The organism is Alkalilimnicola ehrlichii (genome assembly GCF_003399765.1).
GTDB lineage: Bacteria > Pseudomonadota > Gammaproteobacteria > Nitrococcales > AK92 > AK92.
The window spans coordinates 1-19198 of sequence record NZ_NFZV01000034.1 but is presented as its reverse complement, the minus strand read 5'-3'; the positions used below and the strand labels follow the sequence as shown (position 1 = coordinate 19198).

8 protein-coding genes and 1 riboswitch are annotated in these 19198 nt (G+C 62.0%); of the genes, 4 read left to right on the top strand and 4 right to left on the bottom strand.

Annotated elements, in window-relative coordinates; translation table 11 throughout:
• Positions 1–736: 736 nt before the first annotated feature.
• Positions 737–1798, bottom strand: coding sequence for a ribosome small subunit-dependent GTPase A (gene rsgA / locus CAI21_RS20175; RefSeq protein ID WP_116303945.1), 1062 nt, complete (start codon positions 1796–1798; stop codon positions 737–739).
• Positions 1799–2422: 624 nt separating this feature from the next.
• Here rsgA and CAI21_RS20170 point away from each other — a divergent pair.
• Positions 2423–2860, top strand: coding sequence for a hypothetical protein (locus CAI21_RS20170; RefSeq protein ID WP_116303944.1), 438 nt, complete (start codon positions 2423–2425; stop codon positions 2858–2860).
• Positions 2861–2939: 79 nt separating this feature from the next.
• On the opposite strand, the gene CAI21_RS20165 is transcribed toward CAI21_RS20170, so the two are convergent.
• The 3 genes from CAI21_RS20165 to CAI21_RS20155 form a co-directional block, all read right to left on the bottom strand.
• Positions 2940–4430, bottom strand: a complete 1491-nt coding sequence (locus CAI21_RS20165; RefSeq protein WP_116303943.1) for a PepSY domain-containing protein — start codon at positions 4428–4430, stop codon at positions 2940–2942.
• Positions 4431–4432: 2 nt separating this feature from the next.
• On the bottom strand, positions 4433–6409 hold the full coding sequence (locus CAI21_RS20160) for a TonB-dependent receptor plug domain-containing protein (protein WP_116303942.1): 1977 nt from the start codon (positions 6407–6409) through the stop codon (positions 4433–4435).
• A 197-nt stretch (positions 6410–6606) separates the two neighbouring features.
• Positions 6607–6740, bottom strand: a riboswitch (cobalamin riboswitch).
• Between the two features lie 132 nt (positions 6741–6872).
• On the bottom strand, positions 6873–8519 hold the full coding sequence (locus tag CAI21_RS20155; protein WP_116303941.1) for a sensor domain-containing diguanylate cyclase: 1647 nt from the start codon (positions 8517–8519) through the stop codon (positions 6873–6875).
• 421 nt (positions 8520–8940) lie between these two features.
• Here CAI21_RS20155 and CAI21_RS20150 point away from each other — a divergent pair, with 421 nt between their 5' ends.
• From CAI21_RS20150 to CAI21_RS20140, 3 genes are all read left to right on the top strand, one after another.
• Complete coding sequence (locus tag CAI21_RS20150; RefSeq protein ID WP_116303940.1) at positions 8941–9354, top strand: VOC family protein; 414 nt, start codon at positions 8941–8943, stop codon at positions 9352–9354.
• Positions 9355–9714: 360 nt separating this feature from the next.
• Positions 9715–11295, top strand: coding sequence for a ShlB/FhaC/HecB family hemolysin secretion/activation protein (locus CAI21_RS20145; RefSeq protein WP_220348931.1), 1581 nt, complete (start codon positions 9715–9717; stop codon positions 11293–11295).
• Between the two features lie 157 nt (positions 11296–11452).
• Positions 11453–19198: two-partner secretion domain-containing protein (locus CAI21_RS20140; protein ID WP_116303939.1), on the top strand; the 7746-nt coding region annotated here is incomplete at its 3' end.

Genomic DNA, 19198 nt, shown 5'->3' with positions numbered 1-19198 from the left:
ACCGGCCGACGAGACGATCCCTTCGAGTTCAGTTGTTTTTTCCAGCTGTTGGATCGCTTTGCTTTCGATCCAGGTGTCCGGCGTCGCGACCAAAGAGACGCGCGCGGACAAAGACTGTATAGAAGTGCCCATAGTCCATTCCAAATTGATGGCTTGATCAATGCGTTGGATTGGCAGGCAACAAGGACGGGGGCAAAACGCCGGAGAGTGAGGCGTCGCTTAACCCTGAAATTGCCTGCAAAGGTGCTTTTGTAAAATCATGGGTGCGCCTCCTTTGCAGTTTTCTGTGGGGGGAAAGTGGCTGCATTTTAGGCCGAAGCTTAGGGCCGCCGCAAGCACAACCGGGGGGTGATTTTGATGCGCAACCAGATCAGATGCCGCCCATTTTTAGCTAGGGACTTTATCGACGCCATGGTTAAGCATCTACCAACGCTCATGACCGATCGCTTGTGCCTCAGGCCGTTCTTGATCGATGACGCTCCACAAGTCCAAAACCTTGCGGGTGCGAGGGAGGTTTATGCAACGACTTTCTATGGCTTGGTCGAGCCGTCGTTCAGTCGGCAGCGGCGGGAGGAGCGCAGTGCCTAACTAAGTGCTGTAGCGGCCCGAGGGGCTGTATTACTTCGCGTGTCGCAACCACGAAGCGTAATACTCCTGCGCGATCCGCAGCGGGGGGCAGGAGTACACCCAGGCAGGCACGCCTGCCTGGGCACGGGCAGTGCTATCGCACTGCCCGCTATTCGCGCTTGCGGCGCTTGGTCTTTAGTGCCTCCCGCGTCATGCGACTGAAGCTGCGCTCTTGCCGGCGCCGCTCGTGAACGGATACGTTGTGCCGCTGCTCTGCTAGCAGTTGGCAATAATGGGCCCATTCGTCGGCACTGAGTTCGCCCCGATCTAGAGCTGCCCGCAGTGCACAGCCCGGTTCCTCCTGATGTTGGCAATCGGCAAATCGGCAGTGCAGTGCTAGCTCATGCACAGAGCGGAAATGACGCTCCACCCCCGCCTCTGTCGGCGCGAGCCCCACCTCGCGCATCCCGGGTACGTCGATGATGCAGGAGCCGTCGGCCAGCCGTACCAGTGTGCGTGAGGTCGTAGTGTGGCGGCCTTTGGCATCGTTGCGCGTCGTCCCAGTCGCCTGCTGCTGCGAGCCCACCAGGTTGTTTACGATGGTGGACTTGCCGACACCGGAGGATCCGGCCAGCGCCAAGGTTCGGCCCGGCCCCAACCAAGGCGCAAGCAGTGCCATTAACGGATCGCTCGGTGCGGCGACCGCGAACACGGCACTCTCTGCCGGCAGGCATTCGCGTACCGCCGTCACCGTCGGTGCGGGATCGGCACACAAGTCGGCCTTGGTCAGCAGCACTAGCGGAGTCACCTGTGCTTGCGCCGCCAGAACCAGATAGCGCTCCAAGCGGTGGCGATTGAACTCCGCATCCAAGCCGCTGACGATCAATAGGACATCGATGTTGGCGGCGATAGCCTGTGGCTCGCAGCTGCCGGCCATGCGACGGGAGATCAGACTGCGCCGCGCCAGACAGGCAACGATCACCGGCGCATCCGCGGCCAGTAATACCCAATCGCCGATCGTTGGCCGCTCCACAGCCTCCGTGTGCTGATGGCGATAGCGTCCCGCCAATGTGGCCGTCAGGGGGCCGCTGCCGGCATCGATACGGAAGATGTCCCGTTCAACGCCGATGACGCGTGCCGGGCGGAGCGAGTCGAGCTGCTCCAGGGTGAGTTGGCGGTGAAAGTGGTTGTTCCAGCCCAATGGCTGAAGCAGGGAAAAATCGATGGACATGACTGCTCATCCTCTCAACGTGAAGGCTTGCGTGTGGCGCAGGCAAGCGCCCGCCACGCAAGTAGCGAAACAGGTGTTGAGATGGGCCGAGCCTGTGCAGCCCGCGACCGCGTTGCGGTCTAGCGGGAGAGCAGGCCGGCGCTGACGGCAATATCCATCGAGCCTCCGGCTGAAAAAAAGTGAAGCAACGTTAATTTTGCAGCAGTCAGAGCTTACTGCGCAAGCCTTCGAGGGACAGTAGGGCATTTCGTTTGAAAAAGAGGTTCAAGCGGCAATTGACCTTCTTGCCGAGCTTTACCAGAAAATTGAACAGTACGATCATGTGGTTGAAATTCGCCCAGAGCGCGGGTTAAAAGAAGGCGGAGAACCACATGAAAAGCATGCTCCCGTGTCTCTCCCTGGGTGATAATTAACGAGGCGCTGGGTAGTTCCTTTGCCTCTACGCAGCCTGCTTTGCCATCGGGGCAATTGTTCAGCGTTTCCTTAAGGGATGGGTGTGATGCGAAAAGCCGGATGGCTGGTCTTGTTATTAGCGATGAGTTTCGAAGTTGCGGCTTATGAGCCCGGTTTGACCTTCGGTATGGATTTCGTGGGGGTAAAGTGGCTGATGAAAGGCTAGGGGAGGTGGCCTTTGCTCTCGGGGTGCAAGCGGTCGATCATTATTCCTCGTGGGGGCCGACTATCGGAATCTCGGTCAGCCTGGGCGGGCCGGAGGTCGAACAAGGCTGGGAGACCAGTATCCTTAAGGGCGACCTTTACGCGCGCCACCGCTTCTTTCGCGGCAGCACGCTTGAACCCTTTGTCGGTGGAGGGGTTAGCGCGGTATATCTTTCCAAGCGTTACTGCCACCAATCTAGGCAGATGCGGGAGGGTGTGATAGAGACGGACAGGGAGTGCAGTGGCAGCGGACTCTCGTCCACCGGCTTTAATTACCAGGTCGGGCTTACCTATTCCGTTGGGACGGGCGCCCGCCGTGAAGGCGCGTTTGAAGTATTCCTTGCCGGTTACGCGGGTCGTAACGAGGTGCGCTTCGGCATGTTGGGCGTTCGGTTAAGCCGCTAGCAACTTGCAGCCATCCGCATCCTGCGCCTTGATGCTCAAGGCCCCTTCTTAGTGGAAGGGAGCCTCTCGTTAACACGTTTCAGCTCGCTAGCCGAGGCAACCTGTTAGCTTTTGCCGCGCTGGCTTTGCGTGTCCGCCGCCGCTTCGGCCGCAGACGTCGCCAGCCAGCCACAATGCCGGTGAGCGAGAGCGCAAAGCCGCCGATGCTCAGGAAAATGACGACCACATCCCATAAGGGGCGGTTACGCAGCAGAAAGGCGAAGTCCAGCGAGTGCAGGCCGTTGAAAAGCCAACGGTAGACGCGGCTGCTGCCGTTGTGTTTGGCGGCGATTTCGCCAGTGCGCGGGTCGAGGTAGTACCAAATGCCGTCGTCAAAACGCACCCGTAGCACCGGCAAGTCCCGACTGTCGTCGCGGCTGTAGTAGTAGCTGTCGTAGTCCTGTAACCAATCGATACTGGCCACGTCCGTGTTGCGCAGGCGTACCGACAGCGTTTCCAGCGCGGCTGTCGGCAGTTGTTCGCGACGCTGCCCGGCTTTGTCGACTAACACGCCGTCGGCTTCGGCGCCAACGATGCGATAGTAGGGTTGCCCGTCGAGCCATAGCAGCCGCAGCTCGCGCGGCTCGGCTAAGCCGCTTGCCGCAAGCGCCGCGGCCGGACTCAGGGGGTGAGGCGTTGGCGGGCCGCTGAGCAGCGCTCGTTCATCGTCGCCGACGCGCGCCCGCTCGAATAGGCCCCAGGGGTTCATGGACAGTAGCCCGCTGAATATCCAGGTGAGAGTGATCACACCGAACAGCGCTCCACTGTAGTGGTGCCAGCGCATCAGCCCGCTGTACGGCGTCATCGTGCCATTCTTGTAGCGGCGCCGCGGCCGTAGCCGCAGGGTGCCGACAATCAATCCGGAAAGCGCGAGCAGGCAGCCGGCAACGGAAAGCCAGATGATCAGCTGCGCCCACACCGCGCCCTGGCGCCGCAGATCGGTGAAATAAAGCCAGTGCAACACGCTTCCGACCCAGTTCCAGCCGCGTTCGAAGCGCCTCGTAGCGAGCACCACCTCGCCGGTCTGGCTGGAGACGTATAGTTCGGTGCCGGCGGCGTCGTTAACGGCGATTTTATGCAGCGGTCGGTGCGGGTGAAAGCGCCGGTAGACTGTCCACTGATCGTCGTGAATAAGGCCCTGATGGGTCAGTGCCTGCTCCGAGGCGGCGGCAAACCGCGCAGCCACGGTAAGCGCGTAGCCTGCGCTGACGTCCGGCAACGCGCTACCATCGTCGGCATAGCGCAGCCGCGGCTGGCCCTGGGCGTCGGTGCCCGCCCAGACCGGCCGCTCGCCATGCATCCGCAGGGCCGGGACCACGCCGTCCGGGAACAGCGGCTCGAAGGCGACGCAGCAGTTCTCCGCGACGAGCTGCGGCAGTCGTTCCAGCCGTTCGACTTCGGTCAGCACCGGGCGGGGTACGTACATCATCACCACTCCCGAGAAGAACCAACAGGCGAACAATAGACAGAGCGCGATTCCGCTCCAGCGGTGCGTTAGGTACAACCAGCGTTTCGGTCTCAGGACGAACATGGCTAGAACCGATACATGTAGTTGAGCTGGAAGTTACGCGGAGTGCCTAGATTATCTACTCGGTAATGCTCCTCTGTGACATCCCGTTTCGGCGTGGTGACGCTGGAGGCGTAGGTGGCGTCGCCGATGTTCTCCAGGCGCAGAGCGAGGCGGTGCCGCAGCCCCGGCCCAAACCGGTAGTAGCCGGTGAGGTCGGCAATAAGGTGCTCGCCGTAGCGTAGGCGGCCGATGTCGGTTTCCGCCCACACCGGTCCGACGTAGAGGGCGCTTAGCGCAGCGCCGTAGCGGCCGCCGGCGTCGTAATCGAGACGGCTTTTAGCAAAATAACGCGGCACGGCATCGATTTGCTCGCTGGTTCCGCGCCGTTCGGTCTGGCTGACGGTGGCATTGATGTTGAGACTCCAGCTTCGCGACAGCGTCAGCGAGAGGATGAACTCGCCGCCCACGCTGCGTACGGCATCGTCCAAGTTGACGAACATGTTCACGCCGTCGACTTCCTGCCTCCCGATCAGGTCGCGCACCTCGCGCGCAAAGCCGATGAATTCCCAGCGCAGCGGGCCGGCCGGGAAAGGCGTTGTACCGCCCCATCCAAGCTCGGCGTAAACGCTCTCTTCGGCGCCAAGCTCACGGTTACCGCGGGTGCGGTCCGGGTCGTTGACGTCGTTGGCGTAAAGCTGGTTTGCATCGGGCAGCCGGAATGCCGTGCCAACCCCGCCGCGCAAATATTGGTTGTTGCTCAGCGGGTGTTGGATAGTCACGCTGCCGACGAGATTGGAGGTGGCCATGTCCGCGTAGCTGTAGCGCGCCCCAATGGCGAGTGCCGTGCGCGGGGCAAAATTCAGGTGCGGGCGATACTGGCCGAACAAGGCATAGACAGTTTCGGTTGCGGTGGCGATGTTGGCGACCGCGTCCTCGCCGCGGTAACGCTGGACATCGACACCGAACACCAGCTCGTCGCCTCGGTCGAAGAACCAGCGCCCCATGGCGTTTAGTCCGTAGTCCTCGTAGCCCCAGGGGTCGCGATCGTTGCGCACCTCCAGCTCATCCGGCTCTTCGGTGTTATACAGCCGCGTATACTCGGTGTCCCAGTCATGGTAATAGGCCTTGACGAAGTAGGCGAAGCGATCGCTGAGGTACTGATCCCACCCCAGCGTGACGATGTGCTCCACGCGGTCGTTGACGGTGTGGAAGTTATCGGTCGCGCGGGCGAAATCGACGGCGGCGTCATTGCGGATGACGCTTAGGTTTAGCCGTGCGTCGCGCCCGAACTGGCGTTGGTATTTGCCGCCCATGCTGGTTACGTCATAGCCGCGGCGGGTGCCGCCGGCGCGCGCGCTGGGCTCGATGTGTTTGTCGCGGTAGGGTGTGAAGCCGGTCGCCTCGGCGTGACTGGCGAACAGCACGAAGCGATGGCCGTCGATCTCCTCGCGCACAAGGCCGCTTACCTGTCGCTCGCCGAGGGTGCCGAATCCGAACCCCAACTCGCCGTCCGTCTCACGGGCAAAACTGCGGGTGACGATGTTGACGGCGCCGGCGAGGGCATCGGTACCGTAAAACAGGCTTTGGCCGCCCTTGAGTACCTCGATGCGCTCGATCATGTGGGCAGGGATAGAGTCCAGCGGCGAGGTGCCGCCGAACAGGCGGTTGCTGATCCGTACGCCATCGACCAGCCACAGCACATCGGTGCTACGCGAGCCCTGTAACGAGGCCTGCACGTAGTCAAAACGGCCGTGCTTGGGTGCGATGTAGAGGCCCGGCACCAGCATTTGTATGGCCTGGGCGGCATCGACCGCGCCGCTGCGGCGAATCTGCTCGCGGTCGATCACTTCTACGCGGTTGCCAAAGCGCCCGAGTTCGCCTGACAGTTGCTCCTCAACTGCCTCAACGAGGATCGGCTCCAGCGCGGTGGTATCTGCCTGTACGCCTTCCACGCCCGCAGCAAGCGCGATGGCGAGCGCTGCCAGCTTCTTTTTCGTCATTATTCTTCCCCATGAGTCGAGGACCAACGTATAGCCAGCCCCGAGAGCCGAGGAGAAATCGAGGAGGAGAGCGTCCGCCGTTCAGCCGTTACGTTGTTCCACGAGTAAGCGACCCGCCGAATGCGGGCAAGTGAAATCATCGGACGGAGAGGGGCAGAGAGAGGCAGGGCCGCACTGCTACCGGATTCTCTTTCGCGAAGATTCCAGTGTGTCTCGGAGGTAATCGGACTCGAAGGTCAACCCTTCATACCGTTGCGCGACAGTCCCGGATTCGCACCGGGTTCCCCTCCGAAGCCGCGGCAGGCGGCTTCTATGAGACGGCGCGGATGTTAGCACCTGCTAACGACTCAAACAATAAAATCTGCGGGAGAACAGGTCGCCGACCCTAGATTTCCTCGTGCTAGCCTCCTGCGGCACGAACATCCCAGCCTGGGACGGGCTGGCGAGTCGGGAGTCGAGCTGTTTAAGCGTGGTCGTAGGCGGGGTGCCTTAGGGCTGGGCACGGTTCGCGTTCCGGCGCTGCCAGCTGTACGCAGTTGCGGCCGGCGGCCTTGGCCCGGTAGAGTGCTTCGTCGACTCGGCGCAGCCAGTTATCCTGGCGCTCGTCGTTTGCACGGCAGGCGACGCCGAAGCTACAGGTGATGGTGCCAACCTCGTCAAAATCCGTGTCGGCGATGGTCTGCCGTAGCCGCTCGGCGATCTCCGCTGCCACCTCCAGGCTCCGGTCCGGTAGCAACACCATGAACTCCTCGCCGCCCCAGCGCGCGAGCAGGTCGGTCTCCCGCAGCTGCGCCTGGGCAACCTGCGCCAGCTTCTGTAGTACCCGATCGCCTGCGGCATGGCCGAAGCGGTCGTTGACCTGCTTGAAATGGTCGATGTCGAACATGATCAGACAGGGCCGCCCGCGGTCGCGGTGGCGCTCCAGTTCTTCATCGAAACGCAGGCGGTTCATAACGCCGGTTAACCGGTCGTGACCGGCCAAATATGCCAGTGCCGCTTGCTGACGTTTGGCTTCGCTAAGGTCGCGCATGATGGTGGATAGGCAGTCCAGCTGACCGTCGCGGTCGCGGCGAGCCACGATCAGTTGCGATACCGGCAGGTCAACTCCATTGCGCAGGCGGATTGCCGACTCGCCTTGCCAATGGCCGGTTTCGAGCGCTGTGGAAATGCCTTCCTCGCAGATGCGTTGGGCCGCCCATTCCGGATGAACTTGGCCGATGACCTCCGGCAACCGCTCCGGTATGTCGCCGACCATCTCGCGGGCTGCAGCGTTTAGGTAAACCACCTGCTGCTGAGCATCGGTGATGGAAACGAAGTCGGGGCTGGCTTCGAGCAGGTGAGTCAAGCGATCGCGCAGAGTCTCGGCCTGTTTGCGGGTGGTTATGTCCTCGACAATGCCGTCGAACACCACGCGGCCGTCCGGTTCCTGCGACCGGCGGGCGGTCAGTGCGACCCAGATCGACCTCCCGCTCAGTGTCCGCAGCGGTAGTTCGCGTCGGTGTATCGCACCGTGGGCTAACAACTCGTCGCTGATCGCCTGCCTGTTGGCGGGCTCCTCATAGAGGTCGGCAACGCGACAGGCGAATAAGGCCGCCTCCGAGGGGGCGTCGAAGATCTCCAGCATTGCAGGGTTGACGGCGATGAAGCGGCCGTCGGCCCCCGGTGTGTTGCGGTAAAGCCCGATGGGGAGGTTATAGAAGAGATCCCGATACACCTCGAGCTGAGCGTGCTGGCGCTTCTGCTCGCTGATATCGAAGATGATCGAATGCAGGTATTCGCGGCCATCGACCGTGACCGGTCCGGTAAATACGTGAACGTCGCGGATCTCGCCGTTGGCGAGGCGATGCTGAAACTCGAAGAACTGTTGTCGGCGGCTATGCGCTGCGGCCATGCGCTCGCGGATCTGCTCCGGCGGCAGCACGTTGATGGCCGAGATCTTCATGCCCCTTAGCTGTTCAAGAGGATAGCCGTAGAAGACCGCTGCCGCCGGGTTGGCATCGACGATGATGCCGGTCTGCGGATCCAGCAGCAGTTTCACCGCGGGGTTGGTCCGAAACATTTGCCGGTAAAGCAGGTCCGGCGGCTCGGCGGCGGGGAAAAGCGTCGACATGGCAACCTCCTGGCAAAACCCGCTGTGTGCGCGTATCACCCGTTGCGGTTTACGTGAACAGCATCACCGTTTTGTGGCGGTTGCGCATTGATGTTTATCAACCTCGGTTCCGTATCCGCTACGGGCGGGGCTACAGGCTTCGGCAGGCGGAAAAAGAGCTGCCAACATGCTCCTTGTCGATGGGCTGTCGATGGGCTGTCGATCGGCGAGTCCAATCCCAACGAGAACTTGATTGAACGGCAACAGGATGGTTTTCTCTGCTGGAGTCGATACGTTAAGTTCAGTGTTGGCTGCCGCCATTGTTTATCGTTATGAGCACACGTTTTCCTGCGATCGTTAAGGGTGTGTGCGGGAGAAGGACGTGTGCCCGAAAACCGGCGAGTGAAGCCGGTTTTTGATACCAAAAGGAAGGGAGAGAATAATGAAAATCGAATGTATCGCCGGCTTTGCTGCTATTACCAAGAATCCCGTTGATAGCTCGTCTCTCTACCAAGATCTCTTGGGGTTGCCGCTTGAACGGCAAGACGACTATTTGTTCATGGATAGATTTCCCGGCGCCAATCATTTTGGTGTATGGCCTCTTAGTATGGCGGCTCAATCTTGTTTCGGCCAAGACGACTGGCCCGAGCATGTGCCGGAACCGACGGCAACGATTGAATTTGAGCTTTCCGATGCAGATGCCGTAGAGGCAGCCGTGCAGGAAATGAAGGCTAAAGGCCAGACGTTTGTGCATGAGGCTAGAACGGAGCCTTGGGGGCAAACCGTTGCACGATTCATAAGCCCTGAAGGGGTGCTCGTCGGTTTAAGCTATGCGCCGTGGTTGCATGAGAAATAGGGCGCATCCCAAGGCGCCGTAGGTCGCGCGCTGCCTATAGAACCTCGCGATTTGTCGAGGGAAGCGAAACGCTTCTGAGTGCTGGCTCTATTGGCCGAGAGGCAAGGGGTGGGTTTGCTTTTCGGTAGCCTGCGTTAGGTTTTCGATAGCTTGGCACACCACGAAATAGGGGCGTTCTCGGGGCGGGGCGTGGGGTTTCGCCCCACCCGTATGAATAGGTCGGTCCCCCCATTTTTTCTATTGGCAGGATTGGCCTCCCCCCTATTTTTTCCCGTTAGCGTCTTTTACTTCTTGCCAGCAAAAAATCAGCTCGAATATAATAAGATCATTAAATAATAATATTGCGTTGTGGGGTATACATTGAACAGGGGCTGGGGCAGTTGGCTGCTTGCAGTTCTCTGTATCCTGCCAGTGGGGGTGGCGAATGCCAATGAACCATCTTCTCCTGCGGATCTGGGGGCTCAGGAATTTATTCGTCAGCAGGAACGTGAACGCAGGCTCCGAGAGCAGCAGGAGCCGCAGCCGAACGTTCAATTAGAAGTGCCGGCCATTCGGGAACGCCGGTCTATTCCCGTTGACGAAACGCCTTGTTTCGAAATCGACCGAATTTTGCTCGTGGGCGACGATGCCGAGGCTTTTCTCTGGGCATTACGGGCTGCCGATCTTCCAGGCGATCCGGCCACTGGCCGGTGTCTGGGGGCCGAAGGTATTAGCCTGGTCATGTCGCGCGTTCAAAATGCGGTGATTGCCCGTGGCTATATTACAACTCGTGTACTCGCTGCCCCGCAGGATCTAACGCAGGGAACCCTGACGCTGACCCTGTTGCCGGGGCGGGTCAACGAGATTCGGCCGGCACCGGGCACGACAGCCCGTGCTCCGCTGCGCAACGCTCTGCCGATGGCGCCCGGCGATCTACTGAATTTGCGGGATCTGGAGCAGGGGCTGGAGAACCTGAAGCGGCTGCCGAGCGCCGATGCCGATATCCAGGTCGCGCCGGTCAGCGGCTTGGATGCTCGACCGGGCCAGAGCGACCTGCTGGTGCTTTACGAACAGCGCTTGCCTTGGCGCGTCTCGTTGTCCGTCGATGACAGCGGGTCCCGTTCCACGGGTAAATACCAAGGCAGTGGAACCCTGGCCTATGACAACTTGCTGAACCTGAACGATCTGATGTACGTCAGTTTCAACCATGATTTGGGCGGCGGCGACTCCGGTAAGCGGGGGTCGCGGGGGCATACCTTCCACTATTCGCTGCCCTATGGTTACTGGCTGTTGTCCGCGACTCACAGTAACGGCCGTTATTACCAATCGGTTGCCGGCCTGAATCAGACCTATATATACAGCGGGCGCAACCGGCAGAGCGAGCTGAAGCTCTCCCGCCTGTTGTGGCGCAATGCCACCAATAAGTTCAGCGGCCATGTGCGGGGCTTCCACCGGCAGGCGCGTAATTACATCGATGACACCGAAGTCGAAGTGCAGCGCCGCGTTACCAGTGGTTGGGAAATGGGGTTGCACCATCGGATGTACCTTGGCAATGCGGCGCTGGATGCGGGCCTGAATTATCGCCGCGGCACCGGAGCGCTAGGCGCCTTGCCGGCACCGGAAGAGGCGTTTGGCGAGGGGACATCTCGCTTCAAGATCGTCAACGCCGATTTCAACCTGGCAGTGCCGTTGCAACTGGGCAGTCGGCCGCTGCGTTACAACCTGTCCGGGCGTTTGCAGGTGGATCGGTCGCCGTTGTCGCCGCAGGAGCGTTTTGCCATTGGGGGGCGCTATACGGTCCGCGGTTTCGACGGCGAATCAAGCTTAACCGGCGAGCGTGGCTTACTGCTGCGCAATGAGTTGGGGGTCGCGCTGAGTGGGGGCGGCAGGAGTTATACACCGGCCTGGATTTCGGGCGGGTGGATGGACCCAGTGCGGACTATCTGGTCAGCCGTAACCTAGCGGGCGCGGCGATGGGCCTGCGAGGCGCCTGGCTCGGGGTGCGCTACGATATTTTCGCCGGCGTCCCCCTGTATAAACCGGACAAATTCGACACTGCCGGCAGCACGGCAGGTTTCAATCTTAACTACGCGTTCTAAAACGGAATTGGGGGGCTAGCGTGAGCGGCCATCGGTATACTCGTTTATTAACGGTCATCGGCAGTGCGCTGTTCAGTTACAGCGTCACCGCCACCGCACAGATAACAGTTGACCCGAAAGCGCCGGGCAATCAGCAGCCGACGCTTTTGCAGACGCCCAATGGCTTGCCGCTGGTCAACATCCAGACGCCGAGCGCTGCCGGTGTCAGTCGCAACAGCTATCGGCAATTCGACGTCCAGCAGCAGGGCGCCGTACTGAACAACAGCCGCACGAGCACCCAAACCCAGCTTGGTGGGTGGGTGCAGGGCAACCCCTGGTTGAGTCAGGGGGAGGCCCGGATCATCCTGAACGAGGTCAACAGCAGTCGGCCCAGCCATCTGAGCGGTTATATCGAAGTGGCCGGGCAACGGGCCGAGGTGATCATCGCCAACCCGGCCGGTATCTCCGTTGACGGCGGCGGGTTCATCAATACCAGCCGCGCAACGCTGACCACCGGCACGCCGATCCTGCAGGGCGGCAGCCTGGAAGGTTACCGCGTGCGGGAAGGCACTATCGCCATCCGCGGGCAGGGCCTGGATACCAGCCAGACCGATTACACCCAGCTGCTGTCGCGGGCGGTGGAAGTGAATGCGGGCATCTGGGCCCAGGACCTGCAAGTGGTCACCGGCGTTAACGACATCGCCTACAGCGGTGGGGCGGTCGGCGCGGTCAGAACCTCGTCGTCGGATCAGCCGGACCGCGAGTTCGCCCTGGATGTCGCCGCGCTGGGCGGCATGTATGCCGGCAAGATCACCCTGATCGGTACCGAGGCGGGGTTAGGCGTGAGCAATGCCGGGCACATTGGCGCCAGCGCTGGCGAAATCGCCATCACGGCCGACGGCCGGCTGGTCAACACCGGCTCGATTACGGCCAGCGGCGAAGCCGGTGCGGCGGGCGATTTGGCCATTCGGAGCGGCGATGGCATTAGCAACGATGGCGGTTCGATCTATGCCCAAGGCAACGCCCGGCTCGACTCGGGCGGCAACGTCGACAACCGGCGCGGCGGTCTGATCGCGGCGCAAGGTAACGTCGACATCGAAACAACCGGCCGGAACAGCCGCATCGCCAGCGATCGGCAATCGTCTCTGGTGGCCGGAATGACGCCTGACGGTGCCCTGGCTACGGCGGGTGCGAGCGAGCTTTCGCTGCGCGCCGGAGAAAGCGTTCAATTGCAGGGGCAAGGCATCGCCACCGGCGATGTGCGGCTGCAGGCAGATGTGCTGGATCTTTCCGGTAGCCTGATCAGTGGAAACCGCGTTGCGGCCGTCGCCCAGGCCGGTGATATCCGTGCCACGGGCGCCCAGCTAAGCGCCGACAACATGCAACTGCACACCCGGCACACTCTGCATACGGATCAGGCGGAGTTGACGGCCGAACAGCTGGAGCTACAGGCGCACAGCTGGAATAACCGGCAGGGCAGCGTCGTCCAAACCGGGGCGGCGGACCTAGAGCTGGCGCTGGAAGGCGACTTCATCAATACCGACGGCTACCTGGCCAGCAACAGCGAAACGCTGACGATCCAGGCGCACCGGCTGGACAATCGCCAAGGCCAGATTCTCGCCGTGGAGTCCGCCGAGCTTACCGTGCAGGAAGAGCTGAACAACACCGATGGGCTGCTGACGGCGAATCGGTCGCTCTCGATCCAGGCCGGCGCGCTAGACAACGCCGAAGGCGTCATTCAATCCACCCAGGCCGACGTCAAGGTGCAGGTTTCCGGCCGCCTCGACAACACGGGGCTGCTACAGGCAGAGCAGGATCTTCAGGTCGATGCGGGCCAGCTTAGCAATACAGGAGATTTATATTCCTACGACGGCTCCGTGCGCCTGAACGTCGAGGGGCGGGCGGAAAACGCCGGCCTGATCGCCGCGCGGGGAGATGTCGGCCTGACGGCCGGGGAGTTCGTCAGCAGCGCCGAAGCAACTCTGGCGGCCGGTTTGCTTGCCGGCGGCGATTTAGCCGAAACCGCCGATCTCAGTATACGGACGCAGAATGACCTGCATATCGGCGGCCAAGTGCTGTCGGCCGGTAACCTGGACATCGACGCCGCCGGCATGCAATTGGAGCAGGGGCAGTTGCAAGCCATTGGCCGGCTGCGCATCGAGGCCGACCACCTGGAGAATGCTGCCGGATCCGAAATCGTTAGCGGCGGAGACGCCCAGTTCGCCATCCGAGAAGCCCTCAACAACCTGGGGCAGATGCAGTCCGCCGGGCATTTGCATATGGCGGCAGAGCAGCTCGCCAATGCAGCCGGTGCCGACATCGTCAGCAGCAGCGATGCCCAACTTGCGGTGCAGGGTGGATTGGTCAACGAAGGGCGGTTGCTGGCAGCCGGCCACTTGCAGGTGGATGCCGGCGATTTCACCAACGCCGCCGGCGCTGAAGTAGCTGGCGATAATGTAGCGCTTAGCGTTCGGCAGGCACTGCGCAATCGCGGCCATCTGCAGGCAGTCGACCGTCTCGACATTGATGCCCGAACCCTCGACAACAGTGTCGATGGCGAAATCGTCAGCAGCAACGAAACTCGGATTCGGGTGCAAAACACCCTGACCAATCGCGGGTTGATCGACGGTCGGCTAACGCACCTACAGGCCGGGACGCTGACCAATATCGGTACCGGGCGGATTTATGGCGGCGTGCTGGCCATTGCCGCCGACGTCCTGCGCAACCGCGAGGAAACCGTGGCCGGCGTTACCACGGCAGGTACCATTGCGGCCAGAGAGCGCCTGGAGCTGGGGGTCGGCCGGCTGTACAACCAGGAAAATGCGCTCATCTACAGCGCCGGCGACATGCATATCGGCGGCGAACTGGACGACGAGCTGAATGCGCGTGGGGAAGCCGCACTACTGCACAACGCCAGCGCCACCATCGAGGCCATCGGCAACCTGAGCCTGACGGTTGCCAACCTGCGCAACACCAACGAGCATTTTGCGACCCGGCTAGCGCGGACGCTGGCTCCCACCGAACGGATGTACATCCAGCCAAAGGGGCAGAGCGAAAGAATCCCGGTAGAAGAGCTGGTCTGGAGAAACTGGAGCCGGGCGGGCGAATATCGCTACAGAACGGACGATATCGGCGAAGACAGCGGAATTCTAGGGGCTTCGCCGATACCGCGCGTCGGAGAGCAGGACTGCGAGGGCGAGGATGAAGCCACGGAAGTCTGCGTGCTGCTATCGGGCGCCGACTACCCTGCCGGCGATCCCGCCTGGGCCTATTTCAATATCCACGCACCCGAGCCCGAACCGGTCGCGCCCGCGCTGGTGCAGCCGGTCGAGCCCGATCCTGTCGCTCAGGCCTCTTGCCAGGAAGGCGGCGGCTACGACGAAGCCGCCTGCTCGGCCTACACATTGGCCTTGGCGCAGTACACGGCGGATTTGACCGCCTACGAAACGGCCTGGAACCAATACGCGCAAAGCCTGGCAGCCTGGGAGGCCGACACCGTGGCTCGTTATGAGCAGCTGGATTCGGCGATCGAGGAGTACAACGAAGGCTTTGAAGACAGCAGAATCCGCTCCTGGACGCAATACATCGTTACCCGTACCGAATGGGAAACCGAAGTGGTGGCCTCCGCGCCGGGCCAGATCCTCGCTGGCGGCGATATGCAGCTGAACAGCAGCGGCAGCATCGTCAACGACAAGAGCCACATCATTGCCGGCGGAGCCTTGACCGGAAGCCTGGATCGGCTGGACAACATCGACGCGGTGGGCGAGCACATCATCCGCGAAGTCGGAACCAGCCAAGCCTCCAACCGCCGTTGGCGGGGCGGCTTCAAGCGCTATCACCAGCGCGACTGGAAGGCTGTGCTCGACTACAGCCCGCCGGATGAGGTCGTCACTATTACCCTGCCTGTGACGCGGCAGGAAGCGAATACCCGATCGGCCGGGAGTGGCTACCGAGTAACGGCTGCGGCCACCGTGGCGGGGGTGCCAGCCGGTAGCCCGCCCGGCACCATTACCGAAGTCAGCGCCGTCGACAACCTGGGCCGGCAGGAGGCCGGCACCTTGATCCGTACGGCTACGCCCGATGCCACGCCGCCCAGCGCCAGTCTTTACAGCCAGCATCCGGACCCGTCGGCGAGCTACCTGATCGAAACCGACCCGCGCTTTGCCAGCTACAAAGACTGGCTCGGTTCGGATTACATGCTCGACATCCTCAAGGTCGATGGCGACGTGACCCAGAAGCGGCTTGGAGACGGCTTCTACGAGCAGCGCCTGATTCGCGAGCAGATCAACCAAGTAACCGGCCGCAACCTGCTAGCGGATTATTCCAGCGAAGAAGAGCAATACCGCAGCCTGATGGATGCCGGTCTGGCGTTTGCCCACGAGCACCGGCTCATACCCGGCGTTGCCCTGACGGCCGAACAGATGGCGCAGCTGACCCGCGACATCGTCTGGCTGGTCGAGCAGGAGGTTGTTCTGGCCGATGGCAGCGTCCAGAAAGTGCTGGTGCCCCAAGTCTACGTTCAGGTGGACGAAGGCGAGTTGCAGGGCGACGGCGGCTTGATTGCCGCGAACAGCATCGAGCTGGAGCTAGACGGCAACCTGACCAACAGCGCTCTTTTAGCCGGCCGGACGTCGGTGGCGGTCGATGCCGACAACATCGACAACCTGGGCGGGCGCTTGCAGGGCAGCGACCTAAACCTTGCGGCTCGGGAAGATATCAACAACATCGGCGGCCAGATCCGTGCCGGTAACAGCATCGACCTGACCGCAGGCGGGGATATCCGCGTCGAGAGCACCACCCACAGCGCCAGCACCCAGGCCGGCCAATCCAGCTTCTCCCGCACCGGGCTGGATCGCCTGGCGGGTATCTACCTGGATGGCGACGCCCAAGGCGGCATGCGGCTAGAGGCGGGCGGCGATTTATCGCTGATCGGTGCCGAACTCAGCAACCAGGGCGAGCAGGGCACACAACTGCTGGCCGGCGGCGACGTCAGCATCGGCTCGTTGGAGCTGGAGCAGACCACGAGCCTGGTGCAGAACAGAAATAACTTCAACCAATACGGCAGCAGCCAACACTACGGCAGCCGCGTCGACAGCGCCGGCGACTTGACCATCCAAGCCGGCGGTGCCGCCACCATACATGCCTCGGACTTGAGCGCCGAGGGCACCCTGAGCATCGGTGCCGACTCCATCGCCATAACCGCTGGCGTTAACGAGTCCACCCTGCAGCAGGGGTACGTCAGTACCACTAGCTCGCGCCGCCATACCTACAGCGGCGGCTACGTCGAACAGACAGCGGCGGGCAGCAGCCTGAGCGGCGGTAACATTCAACTACAGGCCAACGACACCATCCGGGTCACCGCCTCCGCGCTAACCGCCGAGCAGGATCTGATGATCGGCAACCTGCGCGTGGAGCAACAAGAAGACGGCAGCTTCAAGGCGATCAACGGGGAAGGCACGCCGGATCAGTTGATCGTCGATACCCTGGCCTTGCAGAACGAGCGCTGGTCGGAGACCTCCACCAGCTACCGCGGGGCGGTCGGTAGCCTGACCAAGGCAGCGGCGGTCGGCGTTGCGCTGGCAATGGATGTCGTGGCACCCGGCATCGATAAGCCCACCTTTACGCTGTCCGAGTCCAGCAGCGAACGCACCGCCAGCACGACCCACCAAGACTCCTGGCTCGATGCCGGCAAAGACCTGATTATGGCGGCCAGCGAGCAGATCAAAGTGATTGCCGGCGAACTGAGTGCCGGCGGCACCGCCGTCTTATCGGCCGCCGATGTCAGCCTAGACGCCATCGCCGACACCCATAGCAGCGAAACCAGCCAATCCCGCGCCACCGTGGGCGGTGTCGGTATGTCGGCCGGCAGGGACGAGATCACCCTCGGCGGGATGGAGCTGACCGACGAGACCACCACCCAGCGCACCACCGCAACCACCTACCGCGGCACGAGCGTGAACGCCGGCAACCTGGTGATGCTCGCCGAGCAGGACATCAGCCTACTCTCCAGCGACGTCAACGTAGCCGGCGATGCCCTGCTACAGGCCGGAGGCGACATTCATATCGGCGGTTACCAGGATGAAATCGTCACCGAAGTCCATCAGGACACAGAAACCACCCGCGTGACGGCGGGTGTCCGTAATGCCTACGTCGATGCCGGGTATGCCGTAGAAGCCGTCTATGAGGCCGGCAAGGCGGTGGAGGATGCCAGAAGCCAGTATCGCGCTGCCAAGCGCCAAGTCGAGCGGGGCGAGCTGGCCGAATCGGCGCTGCAAGACTACGAAATCAATCTGGCGGCGGCGACTGCCAATTTGGCCCAGGCGCAGATTGCCGCCGGAGGGGCGGTGGCCAGTGCGGCCACCACGGCATCGACCTCCGCCGGAACCGGTTTCTATGCCAACGTCAACGCCGAGCACACCCAGACCAGCAGCAGCCAGAGCGACACCCAAAAGCTTTGGCAGGGCAGCCGGATCCAAGCCGGCAGCCTCACGCTCAACAGCACTAACGCCACCATTCAAGGCAGCGATATTAGTGCGGGCCTGTTGAACCTGGGCAGCCAGAACGTCCTGATCACGGCCGGCACCAGTAGCGCCACCACAGAGGCCTCCAGCAGCAGCCGCAGTGCCACGGCCAGCGCCAGCACTCGGGGCAACGTCAGTGCCGGTGTCAGCCGCAGCGAATCCGAAAGCAGCTCCAGCACCACGCAGCATATCAACAGCCGCATCAATGCGGGGCACCTCGTTAGCGACAGTGACAACCTCATCCTTCGGGGCGCGGAAGTCCAGGCCGAGACCGCCCACCTGGATGTCGGCAACTTACACGTTGAGAGCCTGCAGGATACCCACAGCAGTCGCAACAATAGCCGTAGCGATAATTTAGGGTTGAGCGTCAGTGGCAGCGGCATCACGCCCACGGGCGGTGTCAACCGAGGCAATGGCAGTAGCGACGCCCGCCAGGTGGGCCAGCAGACGCAACTGCTGATCGCCGATGGCGAGAACAGCGAAATCCGCGCCCGCAACACCACCCTGGTGGGCGGCCTGATTGCCAACGCCACGGTGAACGAGGACGGCAGTCTGCAAGATCACGGGCAGCTTAGCCTGGATACGAACACGTTGACGATCAGCCACCTGGAAGACCGTAGCCATAGTCAGCAGAGCGGTTTTGGCGTGCAGACCGGCTTTGGTGTCCAGAGTGGTTCTAATGTCCAAGCCGGTTCTAACGATACCAGCGGCACCACCAGCCTCACGATGCAGAATGAGGGGCATATTACCGAAGGCCGGACCCAGGCCACGTTAGGCCAGGGGAACATCCGGGTGGGCGGCCAATTGCTGGAGGATAGCGACGGCCCCGACGGCTTAAACCGGGACTTAGCGCAAGGCCAGATCACCACGCGGGATCAGCAGACGGCGGGGCTGGATGCGGGCGTCACCGTCGACCACCGGCTGCTGAGCGAAACCGGACGAGAGGAGATCTTCCAGCAGCAGCGCGACCTCGTCGATAACAGCAAAAAAGCCGTTGGCGGTGCCACGGCCGATACTGCCCGTCTGGTTGCCGTCACTGGTAGCCTGCTCGATCTGAGCGCGGAGCAATCCGTCAATGCCTGGTCGACCGTCGGCCAAGGTCAGGCCCTGGCCTACCACGAAGACGGCCAATTAGCCGGCCAGGTCGAAGCCATGCGCAACGGCGATATCCAGGACGGGCAGGCCCTGCAGGGCGGTCTTACCGAGGTGGATCAGTTCCTCAACCGGACTGACGACCAGCGCCTCCTGATCACCGAAGGTGCCACC